Here is a 14430-nt window from a genome sequence, read left to right as displayed (position 1 = left end):
ATGTTCGGACCAGTGGCTGCTGCCACCCGCGGTCGGCGAACTCGGTCGATCCGGTGGGTGATCGGTGCGCTGCTCGCGGTGGTCGCGATGACCGCCACGGGGTGCGTGACCAACAACGAGGGTCTGGTGCCCGTGGTGTCCGGGGTCGACATACAACGCGTGGAATCGATCGCAGACCAGTTGCCGTCGCCGATCGCGGCGTCCGGGCGCCTCGTCGTCGGCGTCAATGTGCCGTATGCACCCAACGAATTCAAGGACGAGGACGGACGCATCGTGGGTTTCGACGTCGACCTCATGAACGCCGTCGGCCAGGTGCTCGGGCTCACGGTCGACTACAAGCAGGCGGACTTCGACAAGATCATCCCAGCCGTGCAGGCCGGAACGTTCAACATCGGGATGTCGTCGTTCACGGACACACTGGAGCGCGAGCAGTCCGTCGACTTCGTCACCTACTACAGCGCGGGCGTCCAGTGGGCTCAGCGCCCCGGTGACGACATCGACCCGAACAATGCCTGCGGCCTGCGTGTCGGTGTGCAGACCACCACGATCGAGGACATCGAGGAGGTGCCGGCCAAGAGCGAGGCGTGTGTCGCCGCCGGCAAGCCCCCCCTCGAGAAGGTCAAGTACGACAGCCAGGACGACGTCGCCAACGCGCTGATCCTGGGCCGAGTCGACGCGCTGTCGGCCGACTCGCCGGTGACGGCGTACGCGATCAAGCGAAGCGACGGCCGGATCGTGCCGGCCGGCGAACTGTTCGATTCCGCTCCGTACGGCTGGGTGGTCGCGAAAGGCTCGCCCCTCGGCCCGGTCCTGCAGCAGGCGATGCAGTACCTCATCGACGGCGGTCAGTACGCGAAGATCGCGGACGCGTGGGGCGTCGGGGCCGGTCTGATCGAGACGTCGGTCGTCAACGGGGCCACCAGCTGATGGCGGAGAGACGAGGAGCGATGTCGGGCAACGAGAATCACATGTCGGCGAGGGGCGTGGGAGCCGAACCGGAACCGATCAAGTCTGTCGCGTTGCGCCACCCAGGCCGGTGGATCGCTGCGGTGGTCGTGCTGGGATTGTTCGGGTTGTTCGTATACGGCGCCGCCACCAACGCTGCCTTCGAATGGGATGTGTACGGCCAGTATCTGTTCGACAAGCGAATCAGCGCAGCCGCGTGGAAGACGATCCAGCTCACCGTGCTGGCGATGGCAATCGCGATTGGGCTCGGCGTGATCCTCGCGGTGATGCGGCTCTCGCCGAATCCCGTGCTGCGCACTGCAGCGTGGGTGTACCTGTGGATCTTCCGCGGCACCCCCGTCTACGTCCAACTGGTGTTCTGGGGACTCTTTCCGTCGATCTACAAGACGATCGATCTCGGCATTCCGTTCGTGCATCAGTTCGCCCACATCGACCTGCAGAACCTCAGCGCGGCGTTCCTCTTCGCAGTGATCGGCCTGGCACTCAACGAGGCCGCATATATGGCCGAGATCGTCCGCGCCGGAATCAGTTCGGTGAGTGAGGGTCAGACGGAAGCCTCGGTTGCACTGGGTATGACGTGGTCGCAGACGATGCGCCGCACGGTCCTCCCGCAGGCGATGCGGGTCATCATCCCGCCCACGGGCAACGAGTTGATCAGCATGCTCAAGACCACCTCGCTGGTCACGGCAATTCCCTACAGCCTCGAACTGTACGGACGGAGCCGGGACATCTCGGGCGCGAACTTCCACCCGATTCCGCTGCTCCTGGTGGCCGCGACGTGGTACCTCGCGATCACCAGCATTCTGATGATCGGCCAGTTCTATCTCGAGCGGTACTACTCGAAGGGTGCGTCCCGCACGCTCACCGCGCGGCAGTTGCAGGCTCTCGCCGACGCGCAGGGGCGCCCGGTGACGGTCACGCCGGACGCGGACACGCTGCCGGACACCCCGGGAGGCGAGCGTAAATGACATCGACGACCACCCCGATGGTGCAGGCCGACCGTGTCTGCAAGAACTTCGGCGCCCTGCAGGTGCTGCGCGGTGTCTCCCTCGAGATCGAACGCGGACAGGTCCTGTGTCTGATCGGCCCGTCCGGTTCCGGCAAGTCCACGTTCCTGCGCTGCATCAACCACCTCGAACGGGTCAACGCCGGCCGGCTGTACGTCGACGGCGAGCTGGTCGGGTACTCCGAACGCGGCGACAAACTGTACGAACTGAGCGCCCGTGCGGCCTCCCGCCAGCGCCGTGACATCGGGATGGTGTTCCAGCACTTCAACCTGTTTCCGCACCGCACCGCCCTCGAGAACATCATCGAGGCGCCCATGCAGGTGAAGAGGGTGCCTCGGGCCAAGGCGATCCAACGCGCTCGCGACCTGCTCGACCAGGTGGGGCTCGCGGAGAAGGCGGACGCGTACCCGGCGCAGCTGTCGGGCGGGCAGCAGCAGCGCGTCGCCATCGCGCGGGCGCTCGCGATGGACCCCAAGCTCATGCTGTTCGACGAGCCCACGTCGGCCCTCGATCCCGAACTCGTAGGTGAGGTGCTCGGGGTCATGAAGCAGCTCGCGAACGACGGCATGACGATGGTCGTCGTCACCCACGAGATGGGGTTCGCCCGCGAGGTCGCCGACCAGTTGGTGTTCATGGACGGCGGGGTGGTGGTCGAGGCGGGCGATCCGAGGCGGCTGCTGGCGAACCCGCAACAGGAACGGACCAAGGCGTTCCTGTCCAAGCTGCTGTGAGCGGGGCCCTCAGTTCGGTTTGCGGGTGACGAAGATCGCCGTGCCGGGGAACAGTTGGCCGCGCAGGGGGCTCCACTGGCCCCACTCCCGGTCGAGCCACTCGGGCCACTCGGGTTCGACGATGTCGCGTACCTCGAGTCCGGCGGCCACGGCCTCGCGGACCCGGTCGCCGATCGTGCGGTGATGCTCGACGTACGTGGGCACGCCCTCGTCGTCGACCTCCACATACGGTGTGCGATCGAAGTAGGGAAGCGCGGCGGTGAGCCCGCGCGGACCCGGATCGTCGGGGAAGATCCAGCGGATCGGGTGGTTCACCGCGAACACCCACAGACCGCCCGGACGCAACACCCGCGCCACCTCGGACATCACCCGCGCCGAGTCCGCGACGAACGGCACCGCACCGAACGCAGAGCACGCGATGTCGAAAGTGGCGTCACGGAACGGCAGGGACTCGGCGCCCGCCTGGATCAGCGGAACGGACGGGCCACCCTGTTCCATCGCGGCGACGCCGCGCGCGAGCATGCCCATCGAGATGTCGAGCCCGACGACGTCCGCGCCCTGGCCGGCCAGCCAACGCGAGCACGGCGCCGAGCCGCAGCCGACCTCGAGGATCCGCTTGCCGGCCACGTCGCCGAGCAGGTGCACATCGCCTTCGTGCAGGCCCTCCGGACACCACATGAACTCACCGGCAGCGGAGTCGACACCGAGGAACTCGCCGTGGGTGCGGTGGTAGTCGTCGGCGTCGGCGTCCCACCACGCGCGGCTCGCGCGTTCACTGTCCTCGGTGCCGATCCGGGTGCGGCTCACTCCGCTGGTACCGAGAGTGGAAATTGCGGCGGCATGGCGATCGTCGGACATGGGTATCAAGGGTAGAGACCGGCTCTCCGCGCCGAACCGCCAGGTGAATCGGCCGGGTGATGTGAGAGTTTGCCCAGCTAGCTCGAGGTCGCGTACCCTGTTGCTCGCGAGTGTCTTCGGCGCACGCCCGGCCGGTTGCAGGATTGACGGGACGGGTTGGCGCAGGAGCCTCGTGGGGGACTGGAAGTCGGGTCGATTTCGGCGCTCGCCGGAATCTACGGCATGCCGGTCCACCTGTCTGACAGAACACCATCAACCGACTATCAACCCGTCCGGAGCAACTCAACACATGCCCTCCAACACCGTGACCTCGCCGCAGGTAGCCGTCAACGACATCGGCTCCGCCGAGGACTTCCTCGCCGCCATCGACGCAACGATCAAGTACTTCAACGATGGCGACATCGTCGAAGGCACCATCGTCAAGGTCGACCGCGACGAGGTCCTGCTCGACATCGGTTACAAGACCGAAGGTGTCATCCCTTCCCGCGAGCTCTCCATCAAGCACGACGTCGACCCCAATGAGGTCGTCTCCGTGGGCGATGAGGTCGAAGCCCTGGTCCTCACCAAGGAGGACAAGGAAGGTCGACTGATCCTGTCGAAGAAGCGCGCTCAGTACGAGCGTGCCTGGGGCACCATCGAGGAGCTCAAGGAGAAGGACGAGGCCGTCAAGGGCACCGTCATCGAGGTCGTCAAGGGTGGCCTCATCCTCGACATCGGTCTCCGTGGCTTCCTGCCCGCGTCGCTCGTCGAGATGCGTCGTGTCCGCGATCTGCAGCCGTACGTCGGCAAGGAGATCGAGGCCAAGATCATCGAGCTCGACAAGAACCGCAACAACGTGGTCCTGTCGCGTCGCGCATGGCTCGAGCAGACCCAGTCCGAGGTCCGCAGCGAGTTCCTGCACCAGCTCCAGAAGGGCCAGGTCCGCAAGGGCGTCGTGTCCTCCATCGTCAACTTCGGTGCCTTCGTGGACCTGGGTGGCGTCGACGGCCTGGTTCACGTCTCCGAGCTGTCCTGGAAGCACATCGACCACCCGTCCGAGGTTGTCGAGGTCGGCAACGAGGTCACCGTCGAGGTTCTCGACGTCGACCTGGACCGCGAGCGCGTCTCCCTGTCGCTGAAGGCGACCCAGGAAGATCCGTGGCGTCAGTTCGCCCGCACCCACGCCATCGGCCAGATCGTGCCCGGCAAGGTCACCAAGCTGGTTCCGTTCGGCGCGTTCGTTCGCGTCGAGGAGGGCATCGAGGGCCTGGTGCACATCTCCGAGCTCGCCGAGCGCCACGTGGAGGTTCCGGACCAGGTTGTCGGCGTCGGCGACGATGCGCTCGTCAAGGTCATCGACATCGACCTGGAGCGTCGCCGCATCTCGCTGTCGCTGAAGCAGGCGAACGAGGATTACAACGCCGAGTTCGATCCGTCCAAGTACGGCATGGCCGACTCGTACGACGAGCAGGGCAACTACATCTTCCCCGAGGGCTTCGATCCCGAGACCAACGAATGGCTCGAGGGCTTCGACAAGCAGCGTGAGGAGTGGGAGTCCCGCTACGCCGAGGCTGAGCGTCGCCACAAGATGCACACCGCTCAGATGGAGAAGATGGCTGCCGACGAGGCTGCCGAGGCTGCTGCCGGCGCTTCCGGCACCAACTACTCCTCCGAGTCGGGCTCCGACGAGGGTGCTGCTGCGTCCACCGAGTCCGCTGGTGGCTCGCTGGCCAGCGATGCACAGCTCGCCGCGCTGCGCGAGAAGCTGTCGGGCAACGCCTGATGACAGCGGCCTGATCACTCAGGCTTGATCTACCGAAAGACCCCGGCCCCACAGGGCCGGGGTCTTTCGTGTATGCGGTGTTCCCGCGCTGGGTGCGTCCGGGCATACGACTGTGGCCCGATCCGAGTCGGATCGGGCCACAGTCTGTGTCGTACGCAGTGTGTCGTACGCGGTGTGTCGTACGCGGGCGGTCAGTTCGCCGCGGCAGGCACCCATCGGGTCGGCATGGTCGCCGTGCGCTTCCGGATCGAGGCGAAGCTGTGGCGGGCGGGCGTGAGCACACTGGTGAACCAGTTGCGGCGGTGTTCCGCGAGTGCAGTGGCCACCTCGGGGATGAGGATGGCGTGGACGCCGTTGTCCATGCCGAGACGGTGCCGACCGGGACGGGTGGGATTGCTGCGCATGAGCTTCTCCTACTCGGATCTCGAATCGGCTGGTCGGACGGCTGATTGAAGGCTATCCGACCAGGTCGTGGAACCACGACATTTGGCCGCTTGATGATCTTCGGCGTGTTTAGTGCGACACTGGTCGGCGTGTTGAGAGTGGGCCTCACCGGAGGCATCGGAGCCGGTAAATCGACCGTGTCGAAGGTCCTCGCGGAGTTGGGTGCGGTGATCGTCGACGCGGACCTGATCGCGCGGGAGGTCGTCGAACCGGGAACCCCGGGGCTCGCGGCCCTCGTCGACGCCTTCGGTGACGGCGTCCTGCATCCCGACGGCTCGCTGAACCGCCCGGCGTTGGCTGAGCGGGCGTTCGGCAGTGACGAGTCGCGACTGCTCTTGAACTCGATCCTGCATCCTCGTATCGGTACCCGCACCGCGGAACTCGTCGACGGCGCGCCCGCCGACGGCATCGTCGTGCAGGACATCCCGCTGCTCGTCGAGGGGCGGATGGGACCGGCGTTCAACCTGGTCGTCATCGTGTACGTCGACGAGGAGGAGCGGGTGCGGCGCCTCGTCGAGCTGCGAGGGATGCCCGAGGTCGACGCGCGGGCGCGGATCGCGGCGCAGGCGTCGGACGATCAGCGTCGTGCGGCCGCCGATGTCTGGCTCGACAACAGTGGCGCACCGGAACTGATCGAGGGACAGGCCCGTGCCCTGTACGCGGACAGGCTGGTGCCGTTCGAGGCGAACGTGCGCACGCGGACGGTGGTGGCGGTGCCGCCGATCGTGCGGCCGGCCGATCCGGAGTGGGCGGCGCAGGGCGAGCGCCTGGTCGCGCGACTGCGAGCGGTGTGCGGCGATCGTGCGGTGCGCATCGACCATGCGGGCTCCACCGCGGTCCCGGGTCTGGATGCGCGCGATCTGATCGACGTGCAGATCACCGTTCCCGATCTCGCCACCGCGGATGCGCTGGCCGAACCACTCGCTGCGGCCGGTTTTCCGCCCATCGTCGATGCGAACCGCGACGAGCCGAAGCCGGCGTACGGCGTCGGTGGCGAGGCCGACCCGGCGCTGTGGGACAAGCGCACCCACGGCGGCGCCGATCCCGGCAGGCCCGTGGAGATCAGCCTGCGCGTCGACGGCTGGCCGGGCCAGCGCTTCGCGCTCCTGCTGCGCGACTGGCTGCGCGCCGACGCCGCTGCTCGGGCCGAATTCCTCGAGGCCAAGAGGGTTGCGGTCCGCTGGGCCGCCGCCGACGCGCACACGGGCGAGGCCACCGTGACCTATGCCGCGGCGCTCGCGCCGTGGTTCGATCTCGGCTACCAGCGGGCCTGCGAGTGGGCCGAGCGCACCGGGTGGTCGCCCGCCGGCTGAACGCGGCCGCGTTTCACCGCCAGCTGACCGGCATCCCTTTCGATGCGAGCCACGCATCCGTGTCGTGCCCGTGGGCCGCGATCCCGTCGACCGCGCGCATGGCCTTCTGGACGGCGCGGTCGGCGGTGCCGGTCGAGATCAGCCCGTGCGCGGTGGCCGAGATCAATTCGTCGACGTCGAGGAGTTCGGTTTCCCGGCCGGTGCGGACGACGAGGTCCAGGTAGTGGTCCTCCGACTTCCACACGTCCGGGCCGGACGTGAAATCACCGATGTCGATGTAGCGGTCCTGATCACGCTGGTGATACGGGTGGAAATGGAAGATCGACGCTCTGATCCCCAGATCCGGAATCAGCCATGACTCCAGGTAGTGGAAGGTGGGGTGATCCGCCGTCCGCGCCATGTAGAGCCCCCAGGGCTCGAGTCGGTAGTGCTCGACGGGGCGGACGTATCCCTTGGGGTCGGTGTTGGTGCGCTCGGCGATGTTGAAGTGCTCGATCTTCGGGCGGTGTGCGGGAACCATGTCGAGCGCCGGTACGAACACGGGACCTGACGGTGCGGCGGGGGCGGCCGAGGTGGCTCGGGCCGTGCTCTGTTCGACGTTCTCCATACAGCAAGAAATTACAGGCAATCGGGTCGTCCGGCAGCGGCGATCGGTGGGGGAGCGCCGAGGCGTTATCAGAACTTGTCGGAAGCGGCGCATACCCTGGACGCATGGCGTTTGCATCCGAGCACCCCGTCGTCGCGCATTCCGAGTTTCGGCCGGTCAGCGAGATAGAACGATCCGACGCGCGGTTCGAGGTAGTCAGCGAGTACGAGCCGGCCGGTGACCAGCCGGAGGCCATCGCGGAACTCGAGCGCAGACTGCGCGCGGGGGAGAAGGATGTGGTGCTGCTCGGCGCCACAGGCACCGGCAAGTCGGCCACCACGGCGTGGTTGATCGAGAAGCTGCAGCGCCCCACCCTGCTGATGGCGCCCAACAAGACGCTAGCGGCGCAGCTCGCCAACGAACTGCGGGAAATGCTGCCCAACAACGCGGTCGAGTACTTCGTCTCGTACTACGACTACTACCAGCCCGAGGCGTACATCGCGCAGACGGACACCTACATCGAGAAGGACTCGTCCATCAACGACGACGTCGAACGACTGCGCCACTCCGCCACGTCCAGCCTGCTGTCCCGGCGCGACGTCGTGGTGGTGGCGTCGGTGTCGTGCATCTACGGCCTCGGCACCCCGCAGTCGTACCTCGATCGGTCGATCGAGCTCGAGGTCGGCGTCGAGGTCGACCGCGACGCCCTGCTGCGCCTGTTGGTCGATGTCCAGTACAACCGCAACGACATGGCGTTCACCCGCGGATCCTTCCGGGTGCGGGGCGATACCGTCGAGATCATCCCGTCCTACGAGGAACTGGCGGTGCGGATCGAGTTCTTCGGCGACGAGGTGGAGGCGCTCTACTACCTGCACCCACTCACCGGTGACGTCGTGCGGCAGGTCGACACCGTGCGCATCTTCCCGGCAACGCACTACGTGGCCGGTCCGGAGCGGATGGAGCATGCCGTCCAGAGCATCGAGGCCGAGCTCGAGGAGCGGCTCGCGGACCTGGAGAACCGCGGCAAGCTGCTCGAGGCGCAGCGGCTCCGGATGCGGACCCAGTACGACCTGGAGATGATCAAGCAGGTCGGATTCTGCTCCGGCATCGAGAACTACTCGCGGCACATCGACAACCGGCCCGCGGGCTCCGCGCCCGCGACACTGATCGACTACTTCCCGGAGGACTTCCTCCTCGTCATCGACGAGTCGCATGTGACGGTCCCGCAGATCGGCGCGATGTACGAGGGCGACATGTCCCGCAAGCGCAACCTGGTCGAGTTCGGCTTCCGCCTCCCGTCCGCCGTCGACAACCGGCCCCTCACCTGGGAGGAGTTTGCGGATCGGATCGGCCAGACGGTGTACTTGTCGGCCACCCCCGGACCGTACGAGCTGGGTCGAGCGGGCGGCGAATTCGTCGAACAGGTGATCCGGCCCACCGGCCTTGTTGATCCCGAGGTGGTCGTGAAGCCGACGAAGGGACAGATCGACGACCTCGTCCACGAGATCCGGGAACGCACCGAGCGGGACGAACGGGTGCTGGTCACGACGCTGACCAAGAAGATGGCCGAGGACCTGACCGACTATCTGCTCGAGCTCGGCATCCGGGTGCGGTACCTGCACTCGGACATCGACACGTTGCGGCGGGTCGAGTTGCTGCGGCAACTGCGGCTCGGAGAGTACGACGTCCTGGTCGGCATCAACCTCCTACGTGAGGGTCTCGATCTGCCCGAGGTCTCGCTCGTCGCAATCCTCGACGCCGACAAGGAAGGATTCCTGCGCAGCACCACGAGCCTCATCCAGACCATCGGCCGTGCCGCGCGCAACGTGTCCGGCCAGGTGCACATGTACGCGGACAAGATCACCGATTCGATGCAGCGGGCCATCGAGGAGACCGAACGCCGCCGCGAGAAGCAGGTCGCCTACAACCTCGAGAAGGGCGTCGACCCGCAGCCGCTCCGCAAGAAGATCGCGGACATCCTCGACCAGGTCTACGAGGAGGCCGAGGACACCGAGGTCGAGATCGGTGGTTCGGGCCGCAACGTCAGCCGTGGCCGACGCGCTCAGGGTGAGGCGGGCCGCGCGGTCAGCGCCGGGGTGTACGAGGGCCGAGACGTGAAGTCGATGCCGCGGGCCGAGCTGGCCGACCTGGTCAAGGAATTGACGGACCAGATGATGAATGCTGCGCGGGACCTGCAGTTCGAACTCGCGGGACGTCTGCGCGACGAGATTGCCGACCTCAAGAAGGAACTGCGGGGGATGGACGCGGCCGGCCTGAAATAACGCCCGCTAACGTTCTCGGTCATGGACGCACATGCCGCCGGACGCACCGCCCGCTCACTCGAACTGCTGCACTCGCTCGCCTACTTCGCCCCCGAGGTGGAGCAGGAACTCGTCGGAGTCGGGCTCGAATCCGGCCGAATGACCTACTTCGCGGGCCGCGCGGCACCGATGGGGGCGGTGGGTGCCGGAGTCGTGGCCGCGACCTTCTACAATTTCAACCCCGAACTCATCGGTGACGCCGTCCCCCGGGCCTGGACCCTCGCCGCCCCGGAGGAGATCACCGACGCGCGGTACCGCGGCGTCGATGCCGCCTACCGGAGGATCTTCGGAGAAGCGGTCACCGCATCCCCGGAGATGTCGGAGGCGGCCCAGCTGGCGGCCATTGCGGCGCAGGGGATCCCGGGCGTCGACGGGCGGCCCCTGTACGCGGGCTACGCGGCCCTCGAATGGCCGGACACGCCCCACCTTGTCCTGTGGCACGCACTGACGTTGCTACGCGAGTACCGCGGCGACGGCCACGTGGCGGCACTGCAGACCGCCGGACTCGGGGGCCTCGACGCGCTGATCACGCACACCGCCACCGGCATCGGATTCCAGAAGAAGTTCGCCCAGAACCGGCGCGGATGGTCGCAAGGCCAGTGGGACGCCGCCGCGTCGAGCCTGCGCGATCGCGAACTGCTCGACGAGCGTGGCGGATTGACGGAGGACGGGCGAGAACTACGTGAGGTGGTCGAGGACCTCACCGACGAACTGGCCTCGGCGCCGTGGACCCACCTGGGCGAGGACGGCGCGGCACGACTGGCCGAGCTCGCGGCGCCGTGGCGACGAACCGTCCGAGAGTCCGGGCTCTTCCCGGACACCCTGTTCGGTCCGCGCTACGGCGAGCCGCGCTGACCGGATGGCGCGTGCTCGACGGCGCCCGTGGTGAAATGAGTTCCAGGGGTGGATCGTCCACCGGGGGATGAAGCATGTTGTGCCGCAATTCCACCTGGTTCTGCGTCGATACGGCTAGTGTCAGCGCAGCGAACGGTGATCTCGGTCGAACAGGGCACTGCAGCCACCGTCCTCGATCAACTGCACACATGGAGGAATGAATGACCGCCTACCGGACCGTCGTCGTCGGAACCGATGGATCGGATTCGTCGTTTCGTGCTGTCGACAAGGCTGCGGCTCTCGCGGGCGCTGCCGATGCGGAGTTGGTGATCGCGTGCGCGTACTACCCGGCTGATCCGAAGGACACGGAGGCGGCGCAGGACACGTTGCGTGAGGACGCCTACCAGGTGACTGGATCGGCGCCCACCTACGAGATTCTGCGAACCGCGCGCGAGCGGGCCGTCGCGGCCGGCGCGAAGAAGATCGTCGAACGCGCGGTCGTCGGTGCGCCGGTCGATTCGTTGCTCGCGCTCGTCGACGAGGTCGAGGCAGACCTTCTCGTGGTCGGCAACCGCGGACTCAACACCATCACCGGTCGCCTGCTCGGATCGGTGCCGTCCGACGCCGCACGCAAGTCGACGTCGGACGTCCTGATCGTGCACACCGTGCGCTGATCAGCCGCGTTCAGCAGAAGTCGGTGCGAGCGGCGCTCAGCAGCAGTTGCGCGGCGCTCTCGCCGGTCAGCGCACCGCCGGAGAGGCTGGCGGCATAGTCGCTCACCGGGCGGAGCTGTTCGAGGACCACCGCGTCGGGTGTGCCGGCGGCCAGCTGCCGGCACACCCCCTCGCCGACGGCGAACAGCGTCGGATCCGGGACCACCGGCGGAAACCCGCCGGCGAGGACCGCTCGCGCATAGCGGGCCGTGCGGGCGTCGGAAGCGGTCGTCGCGGGTTCCGACGCCGGTGTAGTCGTGACCGTTTCCGTTGCCGCCGCTGCGCTGTCGGAGGCCGCCGGCGCCCCACACGCGGTGACCGAGGATACGATCCCGACGGCTCCGATCACACCTGCCGTCACCGAGCGCAGACCGCGTCGGAGCGAGGTCGGAGTGGACACGATTCTTCCCGTCTACTGGGCCGTCTGATGGGATCCGCCGTTGCATCGACGGCGCCGAGCGGCTCGGCGCCCTAGGCACCGTACCGCTTCGGTTCCGTCGGGGAGAGCCGGTTCGACGATCAGCTTCCGGAGATGACGATCGACGCGTCGAGGGGGCCCAGGACGGCCGGCAGAGGCCGTGCGTGCACGATGCCGAGTCGTTGCGTCGCACGCGTCAGTGCGACGTAGAGGTCGTTCAGTCCGCGCGGCGATTCGTCCAGCAGATCCTCGGGCTCGACGATGAGGACCGCGTCGAACTCGAGCCCCTTCGCGTCCTTGACCGTGAGGACGCTGACCGAATCCGACCGCAGGTCGGCGAGCTCCTCGACCAAGCGGTGTCCGGCGAGGACCGCCGTCAGTCCGGGTCCGGTCTCCTCGGCGACACGGCGTCGCACCGCATCGACGAGATCGGATTCGTCAACCTGTTCGGCCCACGGGGCGAACCCCGATTCGCGCACCGACCGCGGCACGGTCTGGCTCGGGTCGATCTCCTCGAGTACCCGGTGGGCCAGTTCCATGATCTCGGCGGGCGTGCGGTAGTTGACGGTGAGTTCGGTCAGTTTCCAGCGCTGCGCCACATAGGGGCCCAGGACGTCCTGCCACGACGAGCTGCCCGCCGGATCGCCGGTCTGTGCGGTGTCTCCGACGAGTGTCAACCACCGATTCGGGATGCGCCGCATGAGCATTCGCCACGCCATCTCCGACAATTCCTGCGCCTCGTCGATGATGACGTGTCCGTACGTCCAGGTCCGGTCGCCGGCGGCGCGCTCGGCCGTGGTCTGGTGATGGCCGCGATCCTGGCGTTCCGCGAGCTGGCTGGCGTCGATGAGGTCGTAGGCCATGAGGATCTCGGGGTCCAGATCATCCTCGAGGTCCTGCGGCGCGGAGCCGGTGAGGATGTCCAGCGCACCCTGTGCATCGGCGATCTGCGCCCGCCAGCGTCGCTGCGCGCGTTCGCGTTCCGCGGCGTCGTCGACACCGAGCAGTTCGGCCAGCTCGTCGAGAAGCGGAGCGTCCGCGTCGCTGAACTCGATGCTCTCGGTGCGGAGGAGGACCGCCCGCTCGTCGTCGGTGAGCTCGGGTGCCGCCGACGCCAACCGCTCGGGGGAGCGGAGCAGGTCCGTCAGCACCTGTTGCGGCGTCAGGTCGGGCCACAGTCCGTCGAGCGCCGACATGATCGACGGGTCCTCACGCATCTCGTCCCGCATGTCGGCGATGTCGTCGCGACTGAGCAGGTTGCCGCCGTCGACGATGTTGGCGCCGAGGGTGGCCGCGAGCTGATCGGCGAGTGCCTCGATGGCCGCGGACACGAAGATCGGACGCGCCAGGTTGTGCGGGCGCCTCGAGGACCGGGCCCGTCCGCGGGCGCGGGTGACGATCTTGCGGTCCAGCGTGATCGGGTAGGTGTCGAAGCGCAATTCGATCGGTGCCGTCGGAACCTCCTGGCGGTCGCGGACCGCCTTCTTCAGCACGTCGATCATCGCGAGCGAGCCCTTGAGCGCGCCCGCGTCGAGAGAATCCTCTCGGGTGGCCCGGACGCCGGGGTACAGGTCGCCGATCGTCGAGAGCAGTACGCCGGTTTCGCCGAGCGACGGCAGCACCTGGCTGATGTAGTCGAGGAACGTGGCGTTGGGACCGATGATGAGGACACCGGCCTTCTCGAGTTGCTGCCGATAGGTGTAGAGCAGGTACGCGGCCCGGTGCAGCGCCACCGCGGTCTTGCCGGTTCCCGGACCACCCTGAACCACGAGCACACTCTTGTGGGTCGACCGGATGATGGCGTCCTGCTCGCTCTGGATGGTCTCGACGATGTCGTGCATCTGGCCGGTCCGCGCGGCGTTGAGCGCGGACAACAGCGCGCTCTCGCCGGCGACACCACCGGCCCCCGCGCCGTCACCGTTCGCCTCGGCGGCGGCGAGGTCGAGGTACTCGTCGTTGATGGAGGTGACGGTCCGGCTGCGGCTGCGGATGTGTCGTCGCCGCGTCACCCCCTCGGGCGCCGCCGGAGTGGCGAGATAGAAGGGACGCGCGAGGGGAGCACGCCAGTCGAGCAGCAGGGTCTCGTAGTCGTCGGCCTCGTCGAGGATGCCGACGCGACCCACATACCGCGGCTCGTCGTCGACGTCGATGCGACCGAAACACAGACCGTTCTCGGCGGCGTCGTAGCGGGCGATGTCCTCGGTGTACATCTGGGTGAACGATTCGCGTTCGCTGCGAGCCTGCGGTGTCCCGCCGGTCTCGAGGAGAACCCGGCCGAGGCGGTTCGACGCGTATTCGCGGAGACCGTCGAGACGCTCGTAGAGCATCGTCACGTACCCCTGCTCGTGTTCGAGTTCGGGGTGCACACGGGCCTCGTCCGACAAGAGGTCTCCTAGGTTCGGGAACGGCAGAAAAGCGCCCAAGCAGTCTAGTGCGCCCGCTCGCCCGCCGCAGAATCCCAGGTGAGATCGGGCCGG

The 14430-nt window shown here is 67.4% G+C and carries 13 protein-coding genes; 8 read left to right on the top strand and 5 right to left on the bottom strand.

Translation table 11 applies throughout. From position 1 onward, the window contains the following. Positions 1-87: 87 nt before the first annotated feature. Genes J2X34_RS23345 through J2X34_RS23335 form a run of 3 tightly spaced genes read left to right on the top strand, consistent with a single transcriptional unit; the run spans position 88 to position 2704 of the window. Complete coding sequence (locus J2X34_RS23345) at positions 88-927, top strand: ABC transporter substrate-binding protein (protein ID WP_254623000.1); 840 nt, start codon at positions 88-90, stop codon at positions 925-927. A gap of 20 nt (positions 928-947) precedes the next feature. After that, positions 948-1934, top strand: coding sequence for an amino acid ABC transporter permease (locus J2X34_RS23340; RefSeq protein WP_429519907.1), 987 nt, complete (start codon positions 948-950; stop codon positions 1932-1934). A gap of 17 nt (positions 1935-1951) precedes the next feature. Next, positions 1952-2704: an amino acid ABC transporter ATP-binding protein gene (locus tag J2X34_RS23335; protein WP_174914748.1), complete on the top strand. Its 753-nt coding sequence runs from the start codon at positions 1952-1954 to the stop codon at positions 2702-2704. A 9-nt stretch (positions 2705-2713) separates the two neighbouring features. Here J2X34_RS23335 and J2X34_RS23330 read toward each other — a convergent pair whose 3' ends face one another. Beyond that, positions 2714-3562 (bottom strand): class I SAM-dependent methyltransferase, encoded by an 849-nt coding sequence (locus J2X34_RS23330; RefSeq protein ID WP_429519906.1) that lies wholly within the window; start codon positions 3560-3562, stop codon positions 2714-2716. A 289-nt stretch (positions 3563-3851) separates the two neighbouring features. Between J2X34_RS23330 and rpsA the strand changes: the two genes are divergently transcribed. Next, positions 3852-5324, top strand: a complete 1473-nt coding sequence (gene rpsA, locus J2X34_RS23325) for a 30S ribosomal protein S1 (protein WP_013416161.1) — start codon at positions 3852-3854, stop codon at positions 5322-5324. Positions 5325-5515: 191 nt separating this feature from the next. On the opposite strand, the gene J2X34_RS23320 is transcribed toward rpsA, so the two are convergent. Continuing rightward, positions 5516-5728 carry a hypothetical protein gene (locus J2X34_RS23320; RefSeq protein WP_114722835.1) on the bottom strand — a complete coding sequence of 71 codons (213 nt, stop codon included), beginning with the start codon at positions 5726-5728 and terminating at the stop codon, positions 5516-5518. A gap of 129 nt (positions 5729-5857) precedes the next feature. Between J2X34_RS23320 and coaE the strand changes: the two genes are divergently transcribed. Beyond that, a complete protein-coding gene (coaE, locus tag J2X34_RS23315) occupies positions 5858-7081 on the top strand; it encodes a dephospho-CoA kinase (protein ID WP_429519937.1) in 1224 nt (407 codons plus the stop codon). Positions 7082-7094: 13 nt separating this feature from the next. Here coaE and J2X34_RS23310 read toward each other — a convergent pair whose 3' ends face one another. Further along, on the bottom strand, positions 7095-7601 hold the full coding sequence (locus J2X34_RS23310; RefSeq protein WP_258557995.1) for a DUF402 domain-containing protein: 507 nt from the start codon (positions 7599-7601) through the stop codon (positions 7095-7097). Between the two features lie 191 nt (positions 7602-7792). On the opposite strand from J2X34_RS23310, the gene uvrB reads away from it, so the two are divergent. The 3 genes from uvrB to J2X34_RS23295 all read left to right on the top strand — a co-directional run bounded on the left by uvrB (position 7793) and on the right by J2X34_RS23295 (position 11496). Next, complete coding sequence (gene uvrB / locus J2X34_RS23305; protein WP_114722838.1) at positions 7793-9949, top strand: excinuclease ABC subunit UvrB; 2157 nt, start codon at positions 7793-7795, stop codon at positions 9947-9949. A 21-nt stretch (positions 9950-9970) separates the two neighbouring features. Next, on the top strand, positions 9971-10843 hold the full coding sequence (locus J2X34_RS23300; RefSeq protein WP_429519905.1) for an SCO6745 family protein: 873 nt from the start codon (positions 9971-9973) through the stop codon (positions 10841-10843). Between the two features lie 200 nt (positions 10844-11043). Beyond that, the gene (locus J2X34_RS23295; RefSeq protein ID WP_114722840.1) at positions 11044-11496 is read left to right on the top strand and encodes a universal stress protein; all 453 of its coding nucleotides are present in this window, start codon (positions 11044-11046) and stop codon (positions 11494-11496) included. 10 nt (positions 11497-11506) lie between these two features. On the opposite strand, the gene J2X34_RS23290 is transcribed toward J2X34_RS23295, so the two are convergent. Both J2X34_RS23290 and J2X34_RS23285 read right to left on the bottom strand, forming a co-directional pair. Then, the gene (locus J2X34_RS23290) at positions 11507-11935 is read right to left on the bottom strand and encodes a DUF732 domain-containing protein (RefSeq protein WP_147283541.1); all 429 of its coding nucleotides are present in this window, start codon (positions 11933-11935) and stop codon (positions 11507-11509) included. 119 nt (positions 11936-12054) lie between these two features. Next, positions 12055-14280: a HelD family protein gene (locus tag J2X34_RS23285; protein ID WP_429519936.1), complete on the bottom strand. Its 2226-nt coding sequence runs from the start codon at positions 14278-14280 to the stop codon at positions 12055-12057. Between the last annotated feature and the right edge of the window lie 150 nt (positions 14281-14430).

The sequence above is a fragment of the Rhodococcus sp. BE178 genome (assembly GCF_050433545.1).
Lineage (GTDB): Bacteria > Actinomycetota > Actinomycetes > Mycobacteriales > Mycobacteriaceae > Prescottella.
Note: the sequence above shows the minus strand (reverse complement) of the source record. Positions and strands in the feature narration are given on the sequence as shown.

Bases quoted from the DNA above. Each gene is read 5' to 3' on its own strand.
- J2X34_RS23310 (WP_258557995.1), bottom strand. From the start codon at position 7,601: ATGGTTCCCGCACACCGCCCGAAGATCGAGCACTTCAACATCGCCGAG.
- J2X34_RS23285 (WP_429519936.1), bottom strand. From the start codon at position 14,280: ATGCTCTACGAGCGTCTCGACGGTCTCCGCGAATACGCGTCGAACCGC.
- uvrB (WP_114722838.1), top strand. From the start codon at position 7,793: ATGGCGTTTGCATCCGAGCACCCCGTCGTCGCGCATTCCGAGTTTCGG.
- J2X34_RS23330 (WP_429519906.1), bottom strand. From the start codon at position 3,562: ATGTCCGACGATCGCCATGCCGCCGCAATTTCCACTCTCGGTACCAGC.
- J2X34_RS23340 (WP_429519907.1), top strand. From the start codon at position 948: ATGTCGGGCAACGAGAATCACATGTCGGCGAGGGGCGTGGGAGCCGAA.
- J2X34_RS23320 (WP_114722835.1), bottom strand. From the start codon at position 5,728: ATGCGCAGCAATCCCACCCGTCCCGGTCGGCACCGTCTCGGCATGGAC.
- J2X34_RS23300 (WP_429519905.1), top strand. From the start codon at position 9,971: ATGGACGCACATGCCGCCGGACGCACCGCCCGCTCACTCGAACTGCTG.
- J2X34_RS23345 (WP_254623000.1), top strand. From the start codon at position 88: ATGACCGCCACGGGGTGCGTGACCAACAACGAGGGTCTGGTGCCCGTG.
- J2X34_RS23295 (WP_114722840.1), top strand. From the start codon at position 11,044: ATGACCGCCTACCGGACCGTCGTCGTCGGAACCGATGGATCGGATTCG.
- J2X34_RS23335 (WP_174914748.1), top strand. From the start codon at position 1,952: ATGGTGCAGGCCGACCGTGTCTGCAAGAACTTCGGCGCCCTGCAGGTG.
- rpsA (WP_013416161.1), top strand. From the start codon at position 3,852: ATGCCCTCCAACACCGTGACCTCGCCGCAGGTAGCCGTCAACGACATC.